General features: G+C 60.0%; 17 protein-coding genes and 3 pseudogenes. 9 read left to right on the plus strand and 11 right to left on the minus strand.

The features are described 5' to 3' along the window. The 3 genes from NKI47_RS25630 to NKI47_RS25640 form a co-directional block, all read left to right on the plus strand. Positions 1–704: Crp/Fnr family transcriptional regulator (locus tag NKI47_RS25630; RefSeq protein ID WP_352594027.1), on the plus strand; the 704-nt coding region annotated here is incomplete at its 5' end. 224 nt (positions 705–928) lie between these two features. Further along, entirely contained in the window at positions 929–1,174 is a 246-nt protein-coding gene (locus tag NKI47_RS25635; RefSeq protein ID WP_352594028.1) for a hypothetical protein, read from the plus strand. 105 nt (positions 1,175–1,279) lie between these two features. Further along, complete coding sequence (locus tag NKI47_RS25640; RefSeq protein ID WP_352594029.1) at positions 1,280–2,389, plus strand: IS110 family RNA-guided transposase; 1,110 nt, start codon at positions 1,280–1,282, stop codon at positions 2,387–2,389. 383 nt (positions 2,390–2,772) lie between these two features. Here NKI47_RS25640 and NKI47_RS25645 read toward each other — a convergent pair whose 3' ends face one another. The 3 genes from NKI47_RS25645 to NKI47_RS25655 all read right to left on the minus strand — a co-directional run bounded on the left by NKI47_RS25645 (position 2,773) and on the right by NKI47_RS25655 (position 7,142). Then, positions 2,773–4,629 (minus strand): TPR end-of-group domain-containing protein, encoded by a 1,857-nt coding sequence (locus NKI47_RS25645; protein ID WP_352594030.1) that lies wholly within the window; start codon positions 4,627–4,629, stop codon positions 2,773–2,775. Positions 4,630–5,141: 512 nt separating this feature from the next. After that, a complete protein-coding gene (locus NKI47_RS25650; RefSeq protein WP_352594031.1) occupies positions 5,142–5,867 on the minus strand; it encodes a phytochelatin synthase family protein in 726 nt (241 codons plus the stop codon). 363 nt (positions 5,868–6,230) lie between these two features. Further along, entirely contained in the window at positions 6,231–7,142 is a 912-nt protein-coding gene (locus NKI47_RS25655) for a LysR family transcriptional regulator (RefSeq protein WP_352594032.1), read from the minus strand. Between the two features lie 168 nt (positions 7,143–7,310). Here NKI47_RS25655 and NKI47_RS25660 point away from each other — a divergent pair, with 168 nt between their 5' ends. Both NKI47_RS25660 and NKI47_RS25665 read left to right on the plus strand, forming a co-directional pair. Continuing rightward, entirely contained in the window at positions 7,311–8,009 is a 699-nt protein-coding gene (locus NKI47_RS25660) for a type 1 glutamine amidotransferase domain-containing protein (protein WP_352594033.1), read from the plus strand. Positions 8,010–8,124: 115 nt separating this feature from the next. Further along, positions 8,125–8,178, plus strand: a pseudogene (locus NKI47_RS25665) (heme-binding protein); the annotation flags it as partial. 51 nt (positions 8,179–8,229) lie between these two features. Here NKI47_RS25665 and NKI47_RS25670 read toward each other — a convergent pair. From NKI47_RS25670 to NKI47_RS25690, 5 genes and pseudogenes are all read right to left on the minus strand, one after another. After that, positions 8,230–8,499, minus strand: a pseudogene (locus NKI47_RS25670) (IS481 family transposase); the annotation flags it as partial. A 201-nt stretch (positions 8,500–8,700) separates the two neighbouring features. Further along, complete coding sequence (locus NKI47_RS25675) at positions 8,701–9,153, minus strand: YidB family protein (protein ID WP_502897047.1); 453 nt, start codon at positions 9,151–9,153, stop codon at positions 8,701–8,703. 343 nt (positions 9,154–9,496) lie between these two features. Next, entirely contained in the window at positions 9,497–10,366 is an 870-nt protein-coding gene (locus NKI47_RS25680; RefSeq protein ID WP_352594034.1) for an MBL fold metallo-hydrolase, read from the minus strand. A gap of 656 nt (positions 10,367–11,022) precedes the next feature. Next, the gene (locus tag NKI47_RS25685; RefSeq protein WP_352594035.1) at positions 11,023–11,583 is read right to left on the minus strand and encodes a hypothetical protein; all 561 of its coding nucleotides are present in this window, start codon (positions 11,581–11,583) and stop codon (positions 11,023–11,025) included. A gap of 7 nt (positions 11,584–11,590) precedes the next feature. Continuing rightward, a complete protein-coding gene (locus tag NKI47_RS25690; RefSeq protein ID WP_352594036.1) occupies positions 11,591–12,766 on the minus strand; it encodes a zinc-dependent alcohol dehydrogenase in 1,176 nt (391 codons plus the stop codon). A 1,672-nt stretch (positions 12,767–14,438) separates the two neighbouring features. On the opposite strand from NKI47_RS25690, the gene NKI47_RS25695 reads away from it, so the two are divergent. The 4 genes and pseudogenes from NKI47_RS25695 (at position 14,439) to NKI47_RS25710 (ending at position 16,702) form a co-directional block, all read left to right on the plus strand. Next, the gene (locus NKI47_RS25695) at positions 14,439–14,963 is read left to right on the plus strand and encodes a YciE/YciF ferroxidase family protein (protein WP_352594037.1); all 525 of its coding nucleotides are present in this window, start codon (positions 14,439–14,441) and stop codon (positions 14,961–14,963) included. A gap of 133 nt (positions 14,964–15,096) precedes the next feature. After that, a pseudogene (locus NKI47_RS25700) lies at positions 15,097–15,270 on the plus strand (septum site-determining protein MinD); the annotation flags it as partial. Next, entirely contained in the window at positions 15,267–15,539 is a 273-nt protein-coding gene (minE, locus tag NKI47_RS25705; protein WP_352594038.1) for a cell division topological specificity factor MinE, read from the plus strand. The pseudogene NKI47_RS25700 and the gene minE, both read left to right, overlap by 4 nt. Beyond that, the gene (locus tag NKI47_RS25710) at positions 15,536–16,702 is read left to right on the plus strand and encodes a beta-glucosidase (protein ID WP_352594039.1); all 1,167 of its coding nucleotides are present in this window, start codon (positions 15,536–15,538) and stop codon (positions 16,700–16,702) included. Before minE ends, NKI47_RS25710 begins: the two co-directional genes overlap by 4 nt. Positions 16,703–16,724: 22 nt before the next feature. On the opposite strand, the gene NKI47_RS25715 is transcribed toward NKI47_RS25710, so the two are convergent. From NKI47_RS25715 to NKI47_RS25725, 3 genes are all read right to left on the minus strand, one after another. Continuing rightward, positions 16,725–16,997: a DUF982 domain-containing protein gene (locus NKI47_RS25715; protein ID WP_352594040.1), complete on the minus strand. Its 273-nt coding sequence runs from the start codon at positions 16,995–16,997 to the stop codon at positions 16,725–16,727. Positions 16,998–17,090: 93 nt separating this feature from the next. Continuing rightward, on the minus strand, positions 17,091–18,233 hold the full coding sequence (glf, locus tag NKI47_RS25720; RefSeq protein WP_352594041.1) for a UDP-galactopyranose mutase: 1,143 nt from the start codon (positions 18,231–18,233) through the stop codon (positions 17,091–17,093). Positions 18,234–18,235: 2 nt separating this feature from the next. Continuing rightward, positions 18,236–19,489, minus strand: a complete 1,254-nt coding sequence (locus NKI47_RS25725) for a glycosyltransferase family protein (protein ID WP_352594042.1) — start codon at positions 19,487–19,489, stop codon at positions 18,236–18,238. Between the last annotated feature and the right edge of the window lie 221 nt (positions 19,490–19,710).

Genomic DNA, 19,710 nt, shown 5'->3' on the forward strand with positions numbered 1-19,710 from the left:
GTGAAGTACACTTGATTGAACAAGAGACCGTTGTGACAGGCTCTCTGGCCTTCATCTCAAGACTTTGCGATGCCGACCTCGCCGCGCTGACCAAACGGTGGCATGAGCGCAGCTATCGACACAACGAGCTAATCATTTCCCACGGCGACACTGGTCGCGATGTCTTCTTCCTGCTGGAAGGACGGGCTCGCGTGACACTGGTTTCAGCGGACGGCAGGGAGATAGCATATCGCGATGTCGAACCGGGTGACATTTTCGGGGAGCTCGGAGGCATTGACGGGATTGCACGCTCTGCCAGCGTCGTCGCGCTGGAGGCAACCCGCGCTGCACGGCTGTCCGGCACAGCATTCCGGGATATCGTGATGACCCACCCGACTTTTGCCTGGATGCTGCTTGAGCATCTGTCTGCCCAGCTCCGGCGCATGACCGAGCGGGTATTCGAATACAGCACTCTGGTCGTGCGAAAACGGCTGATCGTCGAGCTCCTGCATCGGGCGGAGAAAGCCGCACTCGTGGACGGCGAGGTGTCCATAAGCCCGGCACCGACGCATTCCGAGCTGGCGGCAACGATGAGCACGCACAGGGAAGCGGTCTCGCGCGAAATGAGCGACCTCGCCAAGAGAGGCCTGATCGAAAAGCGCGGCAGCAGGTTATTGCTGCATGATGTCTCGGCACTACGGGCGCTGGTCGACAAGAAGGAATAGCGAAGACTGTCGCCGCGGCGGGGGGCACCGCACGTTTCATACTCCTCGGCCGCAAGTGATTATTCCTTCCGGCAAACCGGGCAACCTAGCGTGCCAGCGCGCGGGTCGGGCTTTGATCGCTTCACCCCTTGCAAGAATCATGACTCGGCTTCTTGATGCGGGCGCGGAACGTTATCCCCAGCCTGCTTGCAGACTTACAAGGGCGGATCGAAGGGTGAAGCCGCATGGACGTTAAATACCAAATCTTCGTCAGCTCGACCTATGCCGATTTGGTGGACGATGCACGCATGGGTCGCGGCCACGTCCCGACCCTACAGTGGCAGGCCGGCGTCTTCATAGCCATCCATGAAATGTTGTCGATCGGCCTCGTGCCGGAACGGTTGTGTGCTTGCCCAGTGCTGTATCGAGAAATCCGGATTGGAGGCGAGGAATTGCCTTGCTTCCTCCCTGGCCTCTTCCATATGCCCTAGACGTCATGTTCCGAGGCGGAGAACGGTGGCCCGCCCTTTCGTGCGATTAAAAGACGAGGGTTGCTCGGATGGGCCGAGCCGATCCTCACGCACGGAGAGCGAGCCATGGGAGAGTATAGCGAAGCATTTGTCGCGTTTGATGTAGCTAAGAAGAAGCACGCGGTTGCGATCGCGGAGGGCGGCCGCACCGGCGAGGTCCGGTTCGTCGGCGAGGTCGAGAATAGTCCGGCGGCGATAGAGCGGACGATCAAGAAGCTGGGAAGAAAGTATGATCGACTGCACGTCTGCTTCGAGGCTGGGCCGACGGGTTATGGGTTGTGCCGGCAGGTCAGCGATCTTGGTCACGACTGCATGGTGGTTGCGCCGGCCCTGATCCCGAAGCGGCCGGGCGAGCGCGTCAAGACCAACCGGCGGGACGCGGTCACGCTGGCGCGACTGCATCGGGCGGGCGAACTGATCGGGGTGTGGGTGCCGGACGTAGTCCACGAGGCTGTCCGCGATCTGGTCCGAGCCCGCGAAGCCGCAGCCGACGACCTGCGCCGCAAACGCCAGCAGCTGCTCTCATTCCTTCTGCGCCATGGGCGGATCTACCAGAACGGCGGTCATTGGACATTGGCGCACCGGCGCTGGCTTGCCCGACAGAACTTCGAGCATACCGCGCAGCAGATCGTGTTCCAGGAGAAGATCGACGCGATCGAGGACGCGGCTCAGCGACTACACCGCCTGGATGAGCAGTTGCGCGCCGTCGTGCCAACTTGGTCCATGGCGCGAGTCGTTGAGGCCTATCAGGCCATGCGCGGCGCCTCGTTCCTGGTCGCAGTGATATTTGCGGCCGAGATTGGGGATGTGCGTCGCTTCGATACGCCGCCGCAGTTGATGGCCTTTCTCGGCCTTGTCCCGGGGGAGCGCTCGACCGGTGACACGGTTCGCCGGTCGAGCCTTACGCTCGCCGGCAATCGACGCGCCCGCCGCGCCCTGGTCGAAGCGGCATGGACTTACCGCTATCCTGCCAGGGTCAGTGAGACCCTGAGGGTGCGGCTCGAGGGGCTGCCCAAGGCCGTCCGCGATATTGCCTGGAAGGGGCAGCTCCGGCTCTGCGCCCGCTATCGTCGCCTCAGCGCCGCCGGCAAGAAGCCGCCGGTGGTCGTGGCTGCGATCGCACGCGAGATGGCCGCCTTCTTGTGGGCCATCGGCCGGGAGGTCGCGCCGTCATAGCCGGTCTCGACCCAACCCGCTGCACAGTGTTGGGGGTGGGGCCACGGTGGGGAACTCCCGTCGCTAGTTATGTGGCCAAGCCGATGCGCCCGACGCCCGCCCTCTAGACCGAGGACAGCCCCGAGACGAAGATACGGAAGGCCGGTACCCAACCCGCGGATGAGAGTCTGATCAACCGTCGTCTCTGAGCTCCACCCCCAGCCCTGTGCAGCTTCAGCCGGTCCGACTGCTTCGCAAACCTGCCAAGCAGGCGAGCCTTCTTGCCTTCAACCTTGACAGGGAACATGAGAGACTAGCGGCTATTCATACTCCCCTGAGAGACACGATTGTGCGGCCAAGGTCAGGCATGTGGCCGGTCATCGCTGTGAGGCAGGGCTTAATGGCTAAGCTGCCAGCTCCAATACGCGCTGCCAGCGCGGATGTTCGTGCAGTGGCGCAAAGTCAGAATCCTGCTTCACCCATGCCTTGGTTTCGTGGTTGGCATGAGGCAACAGGCGTTCCAGCAGGTCGAATGCACGATCGAACTCGCCGAAATGACAGCAAAGGCAGGCGGTGTTGTATTGCGTCAGGAGATCGTCCGGATCAATCGCCAGCGCCCGCGCGCTCCACTCCTTCGCACGTTCGGTCTCCCCGATTAAGGCGAGGGCATTTGCGCCGAGATAGGCTGGCCGGGGGTTCTCAGGATATTTCGCCAATTCGCGCTCGGCGCGTTCGACGCCTCTGCGAGCCGCATCCCTTTCGTCTTCCGGCCGCCCTAGAGAACGATAAACCTGCATAAGCAGAAGAACAGATTGGTAGTCATCGGGCTTGATCTCGGCGGCCCGCTCGTAGTGGTGGGCAGCCGCCTTAAGCTTACCTTGCGCATAGCAGGCGCGCGCGTAGAAATAGTGCGCTTCGAACAGATTGGGATCACTTGCGATAGCCTGCTCGAACTCCTTTTCTGCCTCTTCATATCTTTGGCCGACCGAGAGAGCGAGACCACGCGACGCGTGTGCTTCGGCCAGCCCACTTTCGATATCGAGCGCCTTGCCACTGTTGGCGAGGATGCTCTCGAGCGAGACCTTCTCGTCGTAATTGAGGAATAGAAAGGAGTCGCAGTCGGCGATGCCGGCGTAGGCGCGCGCATAAAGAGGGTCGAGCTCGATTGCCTTGCCGAACATCCGCTTCGCCAGCACATAGTAGGTCTTGGACGTCCGGTGGAAAAACTCTCTCCCCCTCAGATAGTAAGTATAGGCCTCGACGTTCTCAGTGGGAGCCGCCTTGATCGCCCTTTTTTCGGCCGGCAGCAGCTTGACCTTGAGCTGATCGACAATGGTGTGAGTGATTTCGTCCTGAATGGCGAAGATGTCGGTGAGTTCACGGTCGTATCGGTCGGCCCAGACGTGGCCGCCATCCGCCCCGTCGATAAGCTGTCCCGTTATGCGGACGCGCTGACCGGCCTTGCGCACACTCCCTTCGAGAACGAATTTGACGCCGAGTTCCCGCGCAACTTGCTGCACCTTCACCGCCTTGCCCTTGTAGGTGAATACCGTGTTGCGGGCGAGCACGTGGAGTCCGGAGATTTTCGACAGGTCGGTGATGATGTCTTCGGTAATTCCGTCGGAGAAATACTCCTGCTCGGGGTCGCCGCTCATATTTGTGAACGGCAGGACGGCGATTGAAGGTTTTTCCCTCTCGCGCCCCTCGGGCGATGCTGTTGCCGCGCTGTTCTCGAAGCGGAAAGGCGCGGCGAGTGCGACGTGGTAGACTCTGACCGGCCGGTCGATATTCTTGAGCTCGTGTTCCCCCGTGTCCTCGAAATCAAGATCAAGATTCTTGCCGAGATGGTCGCGAACCGTGCCGGAGATTGCGACGCCCCCGGGCCGGGCGATGCTTTCAATTCGCGCCGCCACGTTGACGCCGTCGCCATAAATGTCGTTGTCATCGAAGATAATGTCGCCAAGATTGACGCCGATGCGAAATTCGATGCGCCGCTCCTCTTGCACGTCGGCGTTGCGCTCGCGCATGCGGCGCTGGATGTCGGTCGCGCAGGCGACCGCGTTCACCACGCTCTGGAACTCGACCAGCATGCCGTCGCCGGTGAGTTTCACGATCCGACCCTGGTGCTCGGCGATCTTGCCGTCGACCAGATCTCGCCGATGCGTCTTGAGCGCCGAAAGCGTACCGCCCTCGTCGAGACCCATGAGCCGGCTGTAACCGACCACATCGGCGGCAAGTATTGCGCTAAGTCTTCGTTCCATGCGCGGCTAGCCTGTTTTACGGCGAGTCAGGGTAGCAGGTTCTCACAGCAGCGGCATCACACTAAATCCGCTCATCGTAATTCGGAAGAGAGAGCATTGAAACTTAGGTGCAGACGAGGCGTGGTCACGGAGATGACAGCGGAAGCGATGAAAGCCCGTGCGTCAAAAGGCCTTTGGATTTTTTTACGGCGATCACGGAGCGTCCGCTTACTGCACCTATCCGAAGTCGACAGGCACGTTCTGGAAGGTCCGCTACTGGCGCACCTTACTCGTTCCAGTGGACGAGGCGAACAGCAACAAACCATCCATCTCGGCCATTGGCGGCAGCCAGTTGGTAGAGTTTGACCCTAGAACGCCAGCCTGTGAGACCACCGCCGCCGGGGCGAGCGCATGCCGGGTCGGCACCCACCGGGTTGATCGGCGGGCGGGGGCGGGATGGTTTGTGGGGCCCCGCATCAATGCGCGTGACCCCTCGCTCACAGACTGGATGATCGCGTTGAAGGCGGTGATCACTATTGAACAGAAGCCGCCGATACCAGGACGAAGCCGCGGGTCTTGTTCTCGTTGTCGGAGTCCTGGGTGTTCATGGCATCGAAAAGCTCAGACGTCTTCACCCACACTGGAGGGTATTTATACCGTGCGACATCAAGGATGAGGAAGCGGTCTGCTTTCCCATCATAGGCTGCTAGCGGCGAGATATGGCCGCCCTTCTCCTGTCCGATTGCCTTGCGGAGGTAATTGACGATCACGAAATGGTTCGACTGGCCGAGATGGGAACTCGCCAGCTTGCGGAACTCGTCGACTGAGCTGTCGGCGGCATGATGGACTTCTGACTTGACCGGCTGCGTCGCAAGAATTCCACCGATCTGATCGAGGGTCATACCTTTCTTCGCCAAAACATCTCGGGCGAGAATGGCGTCCGTTCGTTCATCGAGGACATTGTCCTGCGTGAAAGTGCGATATGGCTCGTACTCCGGAACCGAAGGCGCCGGTACATTGACCGCGTTCAGCACCATGACGATGCTGGCGACACCGCAATAGGACTGTGTCTTCTGCGTCAGAAAGTTGCTTGCGAGAGGGAAATAGGCCTCCCGTGCATCGCTTTCGACGAAGTAGTTTTCGCCAATATCAGAACTAAAGCCGGCCAGATTGTCAGGAAGCTTCAGGGTTTCGGCGCTTGCGCTGGTGACGAACAGCCCCAATGCGACCACTGCCCCATGAACGAAGTGCTTAGACATGGCAACGTCTCCGCTGGGTGATCGTGCCACTATACCAGAAGGACGGGCGTGTATCACCATCCCCGTTCGGGGTCGAAGGTCGGGTTCGAGAGGAGGGGCCGTATCCGGCGCGCCCGGCCGACAACTTCGTTCAAAGTTCGGGATCTCCTCATGGCCGGCTGCTCTCGCCGCCAAAACCATCCAAATCGCTCTGAACGACCGAGTTCGACCCTTTTGGCGGTCGTTCAGTTGCGAGCGTCGCATGACGCGATCTGACCCAGAGTTGCCCTTCATCAGCCCATTTCGCTGCCTGATAGCCGACATTCGCGGCAACCGGCACTGATGGCTCTTGGCGGACAGCAACACGACTACAAGAAAGCCAACTTAGGTGGCTTCCGAAGTCATTTCCTTTGCCAGTTCGCCGATCATTGAACGCAACCACCTGTGGGCCGGGTCGTGGCGGTAGCGAACGTGCCAACCCATCTGCACTGGAAAAGTGCCGAGGTCGACGGGCGCGGGTAGTACCTTCAGGCGCGGATCCCGCTCAAGGCTCCGGCAGATGAGGCTCGGCAGCGTTGCGCAGTAGTCCGTGACGGCAAGCATCTCAGGCACGGCTAGGAAGTGCGTGACAGAAACGGCAACCTCTCGCTTGAGGTTCTGCTGCCCCAATGCCTGGAAGAGGCCCGCTCGCAGCCGGCCCGGTGGGAGCACGTTCACGTGCTTGAGTCTCTCGTACTGATCTCGGGAAATACGGTCTCGTACGTCGGGATGGTCCTTGCGCACCACGCAGGCGAGCCCATCGTCGATAAGATGCTGGACGACAAGATTGTCCGGCGGATCGATGATCCGGCCAAGCACCATCGCCGTGGTACCGGAAATGACGCCGGTTTCGGCGAGATCGTTGCCAAAAGCTGTCATGCGGAGCTTGATGCCAGGCGCTAGCTCCCGGGTCCTCGCGACAAGGGCCGGCATCAACACAAGCTCCACGTAGCTGTTGGGAGCAAGCGTGAACAGTCGTTCGGCGTTTGCTGGCTGAAACTCCTGCTGGTTCAAAATGAGATCGTCCAGTTGCGCCAGCGCTGCTTCGATTGTCGGAGCGATCTCCTCGGCCAGTTGCGTCGGCTTTATGCCGTACCTTTCCCGGATGAACAGCGGATCCCGCAGGGTGTCGCGCAGGCGGTTCAACGAATTGGACAGCGCCGGCTGGGTGATGCCCAGTCGCGCTGCTGCCCGTGTCACGCTTCGCTCCTCCATCAGGGCCAGGAAAACCGGGAGCAGGTTCAGATCGTATCTCATCGAGATATAATTCCATCTGAATATCTAAAATCAAAGAAGTAAATTTCTGAAATATGTGGGCAGGTGCGATTATCAGCTCATCGACAAGCCGATGCGGCTGATCGAGCTTCAGTGCAACCGGCCACGGCGCCTCATGGCGCGGCATCACCTGACGAAAGGATGCAAACGATGAAAGTGCTAATGGTACTCACCTCCCACGACGTTCTCGGTAGCACCGGCAAGAAGACCGGCTTCTGGCTCGAAGAGCTGGCAGCGCCATATTACGTTTTCAAAGACGCCGGTAACGAGATCACCCTCGCCTCGCCGAAGGGCGGCCAGCCACCTCTCGACCCGAAGAGCGACGAGCCGATGTTCCAGACCGACCTCACGCGACGCTTCAACGCCGACGAGGCTGCCAAGGCGCACCTCGCAGAAACTGTGCGCCTGGACAGCGTCGACCAGAAGGACTTCGATGCGGTCTTCTACCCCGGCGGCCACGGCCCGTTATGGGATTTGGCCGAAGATCCGAATTCGATCAGATTGATCCAATCCTTCATCGCGGCCGGCAAGCCGATCGCCCTCGTGTGCCATGCACCGGGCGTCCTGTGTCGCGTAACCAATCCCGACGGCACGCCGTTCGTTCAAGGCCGATACGTGACCGGCTTCACCAACAGCGAGGAAGAGGCTGTAGGCCTCACGCAGGTCGTGCCGTTCCTCGTCGAGGACGAGCTCATCAGCCTCGGTGCGGTCTTCTCCAAGATCAAGGACTGGGGCGTGCACACAGTCGTCGATCGCCAGCTCATCACCGGTCAGAACCCGGCATCATCGAGTGAGGCAGCGGAGGCGCTTTTGGCTGCTCTGAGCCAAATGAAGGCAAAGACCGCCTGAGCGATTGGAAGCATCGTGATCTGCCAACGGCTCGTGTCGGCAGATCACCATCAGAGGCGGGAGTTTGTCATGTCCTGCCGTCAATTCCACGATATTGCTGTCGGATGCCCAGCAGATGATCGAGAGATCGATCGCCGCCGCTCGCGCGCTGAATGTTCCCTGCTCAATCGCTGTCGTCGACTCGTCTGGGCATCTGCTGTCCTTTGTTCGCCAGGACGGGGTCATGGCAGGATTGCGAAAGGGCGATGCGGGACGCGTCGTCGATGCAGACATGGACGAGCTCCCAGCCGGCGCTCCGAGACTTACCCTTTTTCGGATCACCGGTGATGCGATGGCCGACTTGGCTGAAGCGGCCAAGCTTCTTGATGTCGATATGGATCATCTCGCCGGGGTTCTCGCGCTCGTAGCGTCGGACCGGTTCGGCCGGCTCGATATCGCTCAGCCGCGACAGCCCGGCACGCTTGAGAACCCGCCTGATGGTGGCGGGCGAGCCGCTCACTCACCACTAACGGCGCGCTCGCGAGCGGCTTCGTAACCGCCGAGCTACACCACCTGACGGGACATGACCGACGAGCCTTCCCAAGGCCGGTAACTTGGCGGGCGGGCTGTCCAACTGGGTGCGTCCGAGCAATTGGATTCCCGGTGTAGAGTTGCCACCCTGGATCTCCGGCTGTATTCCTAGCTGTGTCCCCTAGGATACATTGTCGAGCAGGGTCGACTTATCCAAGCCTTGTGTCGGCTCAGGCGGCCATTCACCATTCGGCGTCATCTCGTTGACTGTCTCGGGTAGATCCCGCGCAATCCTTCTGATTAGCTCCTCGCGCGAAAGACCCATCTGCATCGACATGGACCTGAGTGTACCTTCGTCCATTGCCGCTTCGACGTCCCTTGGCTCGATCGGTTGGTTTGGCCCGCTGCTAACCCACGAGTCGACCTTCGATCCTGCCCCCACCTCCCTGAACCGTTCGAGGATCTCACCAAGGTCAGCCCTCGACACGCCATTCGTTATCTGAGCCAGAATTCTGCGTTGTGGGTCGTTTGGGTTAAGATACCCTGCTCCCGGAATCAATTCACAGAGCTTGTCGCGATTTTGGTATGCCAGAACGCCAAGCATCGCGATCGCCAATCTTCCCAGATTTGCCATTTGGTCTCCTCCACGGTTTTGGCCCATGAGCGAATCGAAGCCAAGTCTTGGCGGATGCCGCTCGAACAACTTCTTGCCGGTCGGCTCGACGGCGGAGAGGACGCGTCCTCGCGGTACTCGTTTTCCATCTCACGTCTTCTCCTGACGCGGAACTTCGGGGCGCTTGGCCGCAGTCGCCCTGCGCCGATCGAACGCCCTAACCCGGCGCCTTCCGGGTTTGTTCCGCTTGTCAGAGTTTGTCGGGGACGGTGGGGGGCGCGACCCGACGGGTAGCTCTACCGGCTCGAGAAATAGAGTCTGCCCAACTTGACCATATTTCAGAACGACGGCGGCTCGGTTGGCCTCAGCTACCTTGGACTGCCGCCGGCTCGCGCACGAATTTCAATTTCGGCGGGACGGCGAACACCCTGAACCGCTCAGCCAGGCTGTCAAGAGCTTGACGCATGCCCACTCCCGCAGCAGCCGCACCGTGTCCACTGATGACCATCTGCGGGTTCAGGGCAGCCAGGTGCTTCACGGATCTTTCCGCCGCATCCCAGTCCGGCGTGAAGTAGCGCGGCGGACCGTGCATCTCAAGATCCTGAACGGCGACCTCATAGACTGACTCCTGACCGGTGGTGATGAAAGCGTCCCCTACGATCAGCGAGCGGTCCTTCTCGCGCCAGAGCGAGATATGCCCAGGAGCGTGCCCGGGTGTGTGTAGCCATCGCCATCCGGGCATTCCGGGGATCGATCCGTCGGCAGGTAAGAGTTCCAAACGGTTGCCAAGATCAATTGGCCCCCGTGGAAAAAGCGGCGAAAGCAGCGCCATAAGTCCACCCCCGACCCAGGGATCCGGTGGCGGATAGGATGCGGTTCCGTCCAAATAGGGGCGCTCGAGTGGATGCGCGAAGACAGGCACGTCCCACTTATTCGCAAGGTTTAGAACCGTTCCCACATGGTCGAAATGGCCGTGGGTCAGGATGATCGCGGCTGGCCGTGCGTTGGTGCCAAACCGCTTTTCCGCGACCGCAAGAATGCTGCTGCGGGACGTCGGCAACCCGGTATCAATCAGCATCCAGTTCCGATCTCCGCTGCCCGGTGCGCCGAAGAACACGACATTGACGATTGCTAGCCTCAAATAGCCCAAGTCCGGTGCGATGCTCCAAGCGCCGTCGCCAAGATCCTCGCGCCTGGCGTGGTCGATCTCGGAAAGTCGAATCTGAACGGTCATGTGATCCCGTGCCTCTCTTGTTGCTGAGCAGCCGCTCGAGTCGATCGGCGGCGGTGGTACATCGCCCCGAACTTGGCACGTCCCTCCTTGTTCCTCATTCGCCACCCAGCTCCGGACAGTCCACCACAGGAACAAAGGCTCGACCAATCGGTTCGGCATTACCCGGTCACGCAAGGACGAGCTGGACTGGACAACGAAGATGGCGCGCGCCCGATTGGATGCGGTATTTCGCCAACGCCGGTCCTAACAAGGCGGCCGAGTTAGAAGCCGACTGCTGAAAGGAGACTTCGAATGAGCGAAGTGGGGCGCAGGGACGAGCACCAGGTGGAGGCTCCGGTTCCGCAAGCTTCGCGCTTCGCCAGTTTTTCATCGCAGGCTTTGAGTGCTCTCGCACCGGCGCAAGGACGGAGTTCGCCTCGATCTTATTCGTGCGACCTCGCATAATTTGCATGCCCTGGGCGACTACCGCGGCTGCGCCGAACTCGGCCTTCGCACCATCCGCGACAGACTGCGGTGGCAGCCAAATGTCCGGAATACTATTGTCGATGTCGCCGAGAGACCTTTTGGCAGTGGCGCCCGACCGGCTGCCATCCTGTTGACCCACGGCCATTTCGGGCAGCGGCGACGGCAGAGAAGGAGGACAGGCGTGGTGCCGGTCAACCAGCACATCGGTTCTGGCCGGCAGATGTCGACCTCTCCGTCCGCGCAAGGCCCCGCACGGCGGCCACTCCGCGTGGGAAGCCGCTGCGGTTGCTAAAATCCTGCGGTTGCGCGCGGCCGCGAGCGTGCCGGGCGCTTACCTTTTGGGCGCTCAACCAATCGATGAGCGTCACACCGGCGATGAGGACCAGAGCAAGGCCGACATTGTCACGTTTTGGATTGTCGCGCCGGAACGCCGGCAAGAGTGTTGCTATGTCGAGCGCGTCACCGGCCACACGGCTCCAAAGGCCTGCCTGTTTGTCTACCGACAGCGAGAGAATGCCGCTGCTGACTTCCCGCGCCCCGTAGGCACGGATGATGCTCTCCTTGCCGCGCATGCCGAGTGCGCGGGCGATCCGCTGGGAGGCCGCAAGCTCGGCGACACCCAGCGCTATGCTGAACCAGCCGAGTTTGCTTGCAAGCATATCGGAGGCTGTGAGCGCGGTCGGGCCAGACCTTACCACCCTGGGGTCGCTTGGCGATCTGCTGAGATTGCCGAATTTGGTAAGCATGTTCATGGCTCTCCTAGGGCTTCAGTACGACTTTGACGCAACTATCCTGCTTGTCGCGGAATACCTTGTACATCTCGGGTCCTCGTTCGATCCCGACCGTGTGGGTGATGACGAAGGAGGGGTCGATCTGACCTTCTTCGATGCGGCGCAGCAGGTCGTCGGCCCAGCGATTCACATGCGTCTGGCCCATCCTGAAAGTCAGGCCCTTGTTCATGGCCTGGCCCATCGGGATCTTGTCGACGAACCCGCTATACACGCCCGGGATTGAGATGACGCCGGCCGGCCTGCAGACATAGATCATCTCCCGCAGCACGTGTGGGCGATCGTTTTCCATCAGCATGATCTGTTTCGCGCGATCATAGAGAGTGTCTGGTTGGCCAAGTGACACATGGCTTTCCATCCCGATGGCATCGATGCATTTGTCCGGCCCTTTGCCACCCGTAAGCTCATTCAGCGTTTCGATTACGCTCGCGTCCTTGAAGTTGATTGTGATGGCGCCGGCTGCCTCAGCCATGGAAAGGCGTTCCGGCAGGCAGTCGATCGCCACAACCTGCTCGGCCCCGATCAGGATGGCGCTGCGTATGGCCATCTGCCCCACCGGGCCACAGCCCCAGATCGCGACCGTATCGGACGGCTCGATGTCGCACTGAACAGCAGCCTGCCAGCCGGTTGGAAAGATGTCGCCGAGGAAGAGGACCAGCTCATCGGAGAGGCCGTCCGGTACCTTGATATGCGTGGCGTCGGCAAACGGCACGCGAACATATTCGGCTTGTCCGCCCGGGTAACCGCCGGTGAGATGGGTATAGCCAAACAGCCCGGCCGTGGTGTGCCCGAATGCTTTGTCGGCGATATTCTTGTTGCGGTTGGTGCGTTCGCAAACCGAGAAATTCTTGCGCTTGCACTGCTCGCATTCACCGCAAATGATTGTGAAGGGGACGACGATGCGATCTCCCTTCTTGAGGACGCCGTTTACGCCGGATCCAACTTCCACCACCTCTCCCATCATCTCGTGGCCCATTATGTCGCCAGGCAGCATCGCCGGGATGAAGTTGTGATAGAGGTGCAGATCCGAGCCGCAGATCGCGCAGCTGGTCACCTTGATAATGGCGTCGCGCGGGTCCTCGATTTCGGGATCGGTAACCTGGTCGCAACGTATATCTTCTTTTCCATGCCAAACGAGAGCCCGCATGCTTCATCTCCTGTGGATGCCCGTCTGCAGCGCCGCCGGCAACGCGCTTGGCCGAACTGATGCCGCGCAAACGGGTGCTGAGAAACGGCTGCTTCCTAAATTCCGGAGCCAACCCCGGCCGCTTTCCTTCGGACTATGGAGGTTTCCTGCGCCGAACCCGTGAGGCAGCATCGATGTTCCCGCGTCTTTAAAAAACTCGGCCCCGCATTATCAGAAGAGTCGGTTTTCGCGGAGCACCAGGGTCCTTTCACAGCCGTCGCTGCCCGGTTGGGACATGGACTCCGGCTCAGCGGTTTGTTTCACCGGGTGTGGCGGCTTCAGGCCGAAGGCCTTGCCCTGGACGCAGCCGAACTAGGGTCAGTGATCTGCCGGGACATCAGTGATCTTCTTCCTATGTACCCACAGGACCAGGCTGGCAGGCCCATCTCACCTTCACATCCAGCAATCGCAGCTAGCGCCACGGCAGACCTGGATACTCGAGGGAAGTTGCCCGGACATGGACACAGGGATTTTCAAATCGGGATCGGCAGATATGGATGTCATGCGCTGGGTCCGGACGTGTCGGTGCACAAGCCGCGAACAGGACACGAGCTTTTTTGCACCAGAGCTGGAACAACAGCGCCGGAGCAAGGTTTGATTCCTGCAGCGTTTTCCTCCAGCTGCGTGATCGGGGTTGTCCGATCGGCCCGCGCCTATTCCCGGGCGCGGGCCATGTCAACGACCTACATACCCCGAAAATCCTATGAAGGCGGTGAAAGACCAAGCCGTCCCGTTGAACCGGATCCGTGGGCGCCGAGCAAATGCGGTTGCGCGCTGGGAACGGTGAGAAGCCGCCTCAGTCGCCCACGCGCCAGCGTGCTGGAGCTTCTCGGCGAAGCGTCGCGTGGACGTTGAAGGAAAGAGGCGATCACCTGCACGACGAGCAGCCGACTGCCACCGTGCGCAGCAATCCCTGATCCATTGCGCGCGAGCCGTGAGCAACCCCCGCCGGTGACAGAGATCGGTGCAGACTGGAACAGCACAACGTCCGCCAAACTCGAAGTGGCCACGGGAACGCGCGCCTTGCTGGCGGTTGCCGGATTGCGGAACTGGGCCTGAGCCAGGTCGACGTGGGACCCGAGGCGATTGCGATCGCATTTCGCATAAGGCCTTTGGACTCACAATGGCAGAACGTCATAAATGGGGCGGGTTCGAACGTCGGGGAGGCCTTTAGTGTAGGCGCCCGTGGCGCGAGGTCGCATCCGACATTAGCGGGTATGATCGAAGTCCACGGCGAGACCACAACTGACCGCATGGCCAGCGACCATGTTTTCGAGCTCGCGGTCTGAAATCGAGGGCGTCGGAACAATTTGCCTCGGCGCTATGAAGGTGAGCTCTGTCGAGATCAGGCGGTGGCGGCGACTTCGCGTGCCGACATATTTTTCGATAGGATCTTCACGCCGTCGCACCACACATCTCCAATTCAACTTCACCCCACATCAATTGCGGAAGTTTCTCAGATGCGCATTCACATCGGTTAACCGGACCAAAATAGACGCGCCTCCACTCAAGAATGAGCAGTTCGTTCCAGCATTGGCAGGACAAGCGAGTTGTGGGCCATGGTGAAGGAACAACAAGGCACTGGCCTCGTTAGAGCCGTACATCCATCGATAGCTTTCAACAGGAGATGAGAATGGCGACGACGAGAAGATCACAAGGCAGCTCCAAGGGCTTGGAAGACCTTTTCTACGATGGTCTGAAGGACATCTACTACGCCGAACGGAAGATTCTGACCGCCTTAAAGAAAATGGCAAAGGGCGCAGAGTCCGAGGAGCTGAAGGCCGCGTTCGAAAAGCATCGAGACGAGACAGAAGGTCAAATCGATCGCCTGCAGCAGGTTTTCGACGCGTTTGGCAAGAGGGCTCAGGGCAAGACCTGCCCAGCGATCGATGGCATGATCGAGGAGGGGCAGGAGATTTTGGAGGAATTCGGAGACGCTCCAGCATTGGACCCAGGGCTCGTGGCTGCAGCCCAGGCCGTCGAGCATTATGAAATCGCGCGCTACGGCACTCTTGTGACGTGGGCGGGCTTGCTCGGCCTAAGAGACGCAGTCCCACTTCTGGAACAGACTCTGGAAGAAGAAAAAGCCACCGATGAGGCGCTCACCCAACTCGGCGAAACTGGCGTCAACGAACGGGCAATGCAGCAGGCCGCGTGAGGTGGCGTATTGCTGGGGTGGCCAATCCGAAATTTGCATCTTCTTGAGCAGCGCAAGGAGCGAATTCGGATTTGGCCATTTCCTCTGTCGCTTGCCTGTCGAGCACACGTGTTTTGGCACCAACCGCATTGTACTACTGCGCGCATCCAATGTGGGCGCGCCGGTTACGCTCAGCGAAAACACCAACCCCGCCGCACGCGCCTATATCGACGCGGCAAGAAGACTCGAGGGCGAGGACCTGCCGGTCATTCTGCCTTTCGAGCGGAGGGGCCTCCTCGACCGGCTGTTGGGAAGGAGGGCAGCATGAACCTGCTCGATATCTTCAAGCGCCGCGGCAGCGCGCCGGTGGCGCGCGAACGCTTGCAACTGCTGTTGGCTTACGAGCGTCGAAGCCGCAACCAGCCCGATCTCGTCTCCGTGTTGCGCGAGGAGATCATGGCGGTGATCGCCCGGCAACGCCAACATGTCGACGTGATGGCAGCCGAATCGAAATCGAAGAGGCGACCGAACCCGGCAAAGGGCGATCGCCGAACGCAAGTGCTTGCGCCATCCCTGGCCGACAGGATGCCGGTATGAACGAGGAACCGGCTCGTCGGCATGCGGCAGATCCTTCTGGCATCGACAGCTTTTTCATGGCTGGTTTCGAGTGTTCCTCGCATCGTCGTGCCGACGGGGTGCGCCTTGATCTGATCCGTGCGACCTCACATGACACCCATGCATCCGGCGACTATCGCCGCTGTGCCGAGCTTGGGCTTCGCACGATCCGCGACGGCTTGCGCTGGCACTTGATCGAAACAGCGCCGGGAGTGTTTGACTGGTCGAGCTGGATGTCGGTGATCGAAGCAGCCCAAGCGGCCGGGGTGCAGGTTATCTGGGATATCTTCCACTATGGTTCGCCAGACCACGTCGACCAAGGTGGCCTCGGCTTTGTCGAGGCCTATGTCCGTTTCGCCGCGGAAGCTGTTCGGGTTCATCGCTTAGCCACCGGAGTGGCTCCCCTGGTATGTCCGATCAACGAAATTTCGTTCTTTGCATGGGCGGTGGAGGTCGGCTATTTCCCGCGCGTCGGGCAGAACAAGCGGGGATGGTTCAAACGCCACCTTGTCAGGGCAGCGATCGCCGGGATCAGAGCAATGCGGGAGGCCGAACCCAGTTGCAGGTTCATCTGGGCTGAACCGCTCATCCATATTGCTCCTCGTGACCGCACTCGCGCCGAGCGGCGGCGCGCCGAAAATGCTCGTCAGGGCCAGTTCGAGGCTTACGACATGCTGGTCGGGCGCGCGGAGCCGGAGTTGGGTGGCAGCGAGGACCTTGTCGACGTCATAGGCCTCAACTTCTATCCGCACAACCAATGGTACTTGAATGGGCCAACGATACCGATGGGGCACCACGAATACCGGGCGCTTTCGGAAATGCTGGCCGAGGTCGACGAGCGCTACAAGAAGCCGATGTTTATTGCCGAGACCGGCGCCGAGGGCTCAGGACGGCCGGCTTGGCTCCATTATGTTTGCGACGAAGTGCGCGATGCGATGAGCCTCGGAGCACCTATTCAGGGCATATGCCTGTACCCGGTGACGGCCTACCCCGGTTGGGACAATTCGCGCCACGCCGAAGTAGGCTTGTTCTCCACCATTCATGCGGACGGTTCGCGCACTCTTCACAAGCCGCTTGCCGACGAGTTGGAACGCCAGCGCCGATTGTTCGAGGCCTTCGAAAACGAGCCAGCAGGCGCGGTATAGCCCGCCGATAGTGCGCCGCGCTTTACTGGCATCGGCAACGCGGTAAGCCTAAATCTGTCCGCCGAGATAGATGCCTCCTTCCAGCGATGATCGCCTCGCGTGCGACCCTTGGCGGCTTTTCGCCGCGCAGGACGGCAAGGCACGCCTCGATTGTTGCGAGTCTCGACTTGCAAGCCGGCTCCGGCCAATCCTTCAGCAGAACCTGGGCCGCGTCCGTTACCGACACAACAAACCTGTCGCGATCGATCCGGCTGGGTTGAGCGACTATCGGCTTTGTGAAACGTCTCGTACGCACGACCCCTCCAACGGCATATTAGGTTCGGCTGATCTTTGCGCCATCTCAAATGTTAATGGTCGCCTCGAACGCAGCTTAATCCCGGCGCATCGTTCACTCCGCCGCCTCGCGCTGCGTCGGCATCTGCCCGATGCCGTTTGCCGGCATGCTCTTTTGAATGCGCGCGAACGTCGCCAAAGCCTGCCCGACGACCTGATCCATATTGTAATAGCGATATGTCGCCAGACGTCCGACGAACCAGACCTGTGGGCACGCCGCTGCCAACGCTTCGTAGCTCTTGTACAACGCCTCGTTTTCGGGCCGCGGCACCGGGTAATATGGATCTCCGATGTCCGAGGGGTATTCGTAGGTCAGGCTGGTCTTCGGACTCTTCTGTCCGGTCAGATGCTTGTACTCGGTGATGCGGGTGTAGTTTTCCGTCTGCGGATAGTTGACGACGGCGACCGGCTGAAACTCCTCGCAATCAAGCGTCACGTGCTCAAAGCGCAGCGAGCGGTAAGGCAAGCGACCCAGCTTCCAATCGAAAAATTCGTCGATTGGCCCGGTGTAGATCATCCGCTGGCACGGAATCTTGTCGCGAATCTCACGATAGTCGGTCTGCAGCATGATCTTGATCTTGGGATTATCCAGCATGCGCTGGAACATGCGCGTATACCCGCCTGCCGGAATTTTCTGGAAAGTGTCGCCAAAGTAGCGATCATCCCGATCGGTCCGCGTTGGCACCCGCGCTGTGACTGATTTGCTCAACTGGGAAGGGTCAACACCCCACTGCTTCCTGGTGTAGCCGCGGAAGAATTTCTCGTAGAGCTCCCTGCCCACGGTGCTCACGACGACGTCTTCGGCTGTGCGGACTTCTTCCACCGTCTCTCGCCGGGAAGCGAAGAACTCCTGCAACTGCTCGGATGTCAGCTTAAGGCCGTAAAGGCGGTTTATGGTGTCTAGATTGATCGGTATCGGCAGCAGCTTTCCGTCGACCAGCGACAGCACGCGGTGTTCGTAAGACCGCCATTCGGTGAACTGCGACAGGTAGTCGACGATCGATTGGGCATTGGTGTGGAATATGTGCGGCCCATAGCGGTGGATCAGGATCCCCGCCTCGTCATAACAGTCATACGCATTGCCGCCGACGTGATTTCGTCTGTCAACGATTAACACGCTTTCTTGTCGTTGCGATGCGATGCGTTCCGCCAGCACGCTGCCGGCGAAGCCGGCGCCGACGATCAGCCAGTCGAACATGCTCACGCTCCCCTCAGCAACGGCACGACGCTCTTCATCGCCTGGGCGCGCTGGATGTGGGCCGCCATCGCATTCCAGGTCTTCTCCCAGGACATGTCGGCGAGGTAGGCGTCGGCTTTCCCCACCAGGAAATCGCGGGGACGCGCCAGGATGGATCGAAGCTTGGCTTCGATATCCTCGGCGTCGACAATGTCGACCAGGCCTTCGGCGCCGTAGGTGCGCACGACGTCGACGATCGCTGTGGAAACCACCGGCAGTCCTGCCGCCAGGAATTCAGGAGTCTTTGTCGGACTGATGTAGCGTGTCGCCTCATTGAGCTTGAAAGGCATCCAGCCGGCACTCCAATGCCGGAGGTAGCGTGGCAGGTCGGCATAGGACTTGCCGCCCAGCCAATGCAGGTTGCTTGCCGTGGGCAGCCTCGCCGGATCGATCTTGACCACAGGGCCGAGCATGACGAATTGCACGTCCGGCATTGCTGCAGCCGTCTCCGCTACCAATTCGACGTCGAGCCGCTCGTCAATGACCCCGAAATACCCCACTCTCGGGTGAGGTATGTTGGCCTGGTCGAGTGGGTCCTCACCCGGCTCTCTCGCCTGATGGAAATGTGCAACGTCGATGCTGCTTGGGAAAGGAAAGATCGAACGATGCAGGCTTCGCTTGGCCTCGTAAAGGCTCTGCCCGCCCGTGAAGACGATATCGGCACGTTGGAACAGCGCCTTTTCCAGCTGATTCAACTCTGCGGGTGCGTTCTTGAACGCGGAGAGTTCATCCATGCAGTCGTAGACGCAGACGTCATAGGCGAGATGGTCGCTGAAACGTAGTGCCATGGGCGTGTAATACCACGCGGTTAACCGTTCATGCGGCGTAGAGGCGACGATCTGGTCGACGAATCTGCGCTGGAGCGCATCCGCCTTGGTCGCGGACGTGCCGACTGGAATAACCGGCGTCACAATTTTGATCGTAGGTGAAACATCGTTCACCCGCATCGAAGCGTGGCGCCTTTCGTCGAAGATCGGCTCCTCGAAATAAATTAGCTGCTGCTGTTTTGAGGCGAGCGTCAGGATCTGTTGCGGTCTTTGGAATACAAAATTCCATCGGAGGTGGGAAAAGCAAAGTAGAATTGACGACTGTACGGTGGTATCTGGTTTTATGGGGGTGCCCACCGCCATTTCCATATAGAAATCCTTCGTTACAATTAGAAATTGCCTCGGATAACATACGTTAATCGAGGCAGCTTCGATGAAATTCGCAGCCATCTCTATAACTTTCATCCCAGTAAGTTGTTCCATAGTTCCAAACTGTCTCGGGCAAGGCCAGCGGTCCGCGCCATTCCGGCCATGGCTCAAGAGAGAAGGTCAAGCCGAACGACCCTGCATCCGGCTGACATGATGGCCGCTCCAGAAGCTGAAGCCCCGCGCCGTGCGTGACCTCACCCAAAATGTGGCGCATTGCCACAGAACGGTTGAAATCGTTCAAT

It is taken from the genome of Mesorhizobium sp. M0633, from assembly GCF_040320645.1.
Taxonomy (GTDB): domain Bacteria; phylum Pseudomonadota; class Alphaproteobacteria; order Rhizobiales; family Rhizobiaceae; genus Mesorhizobium.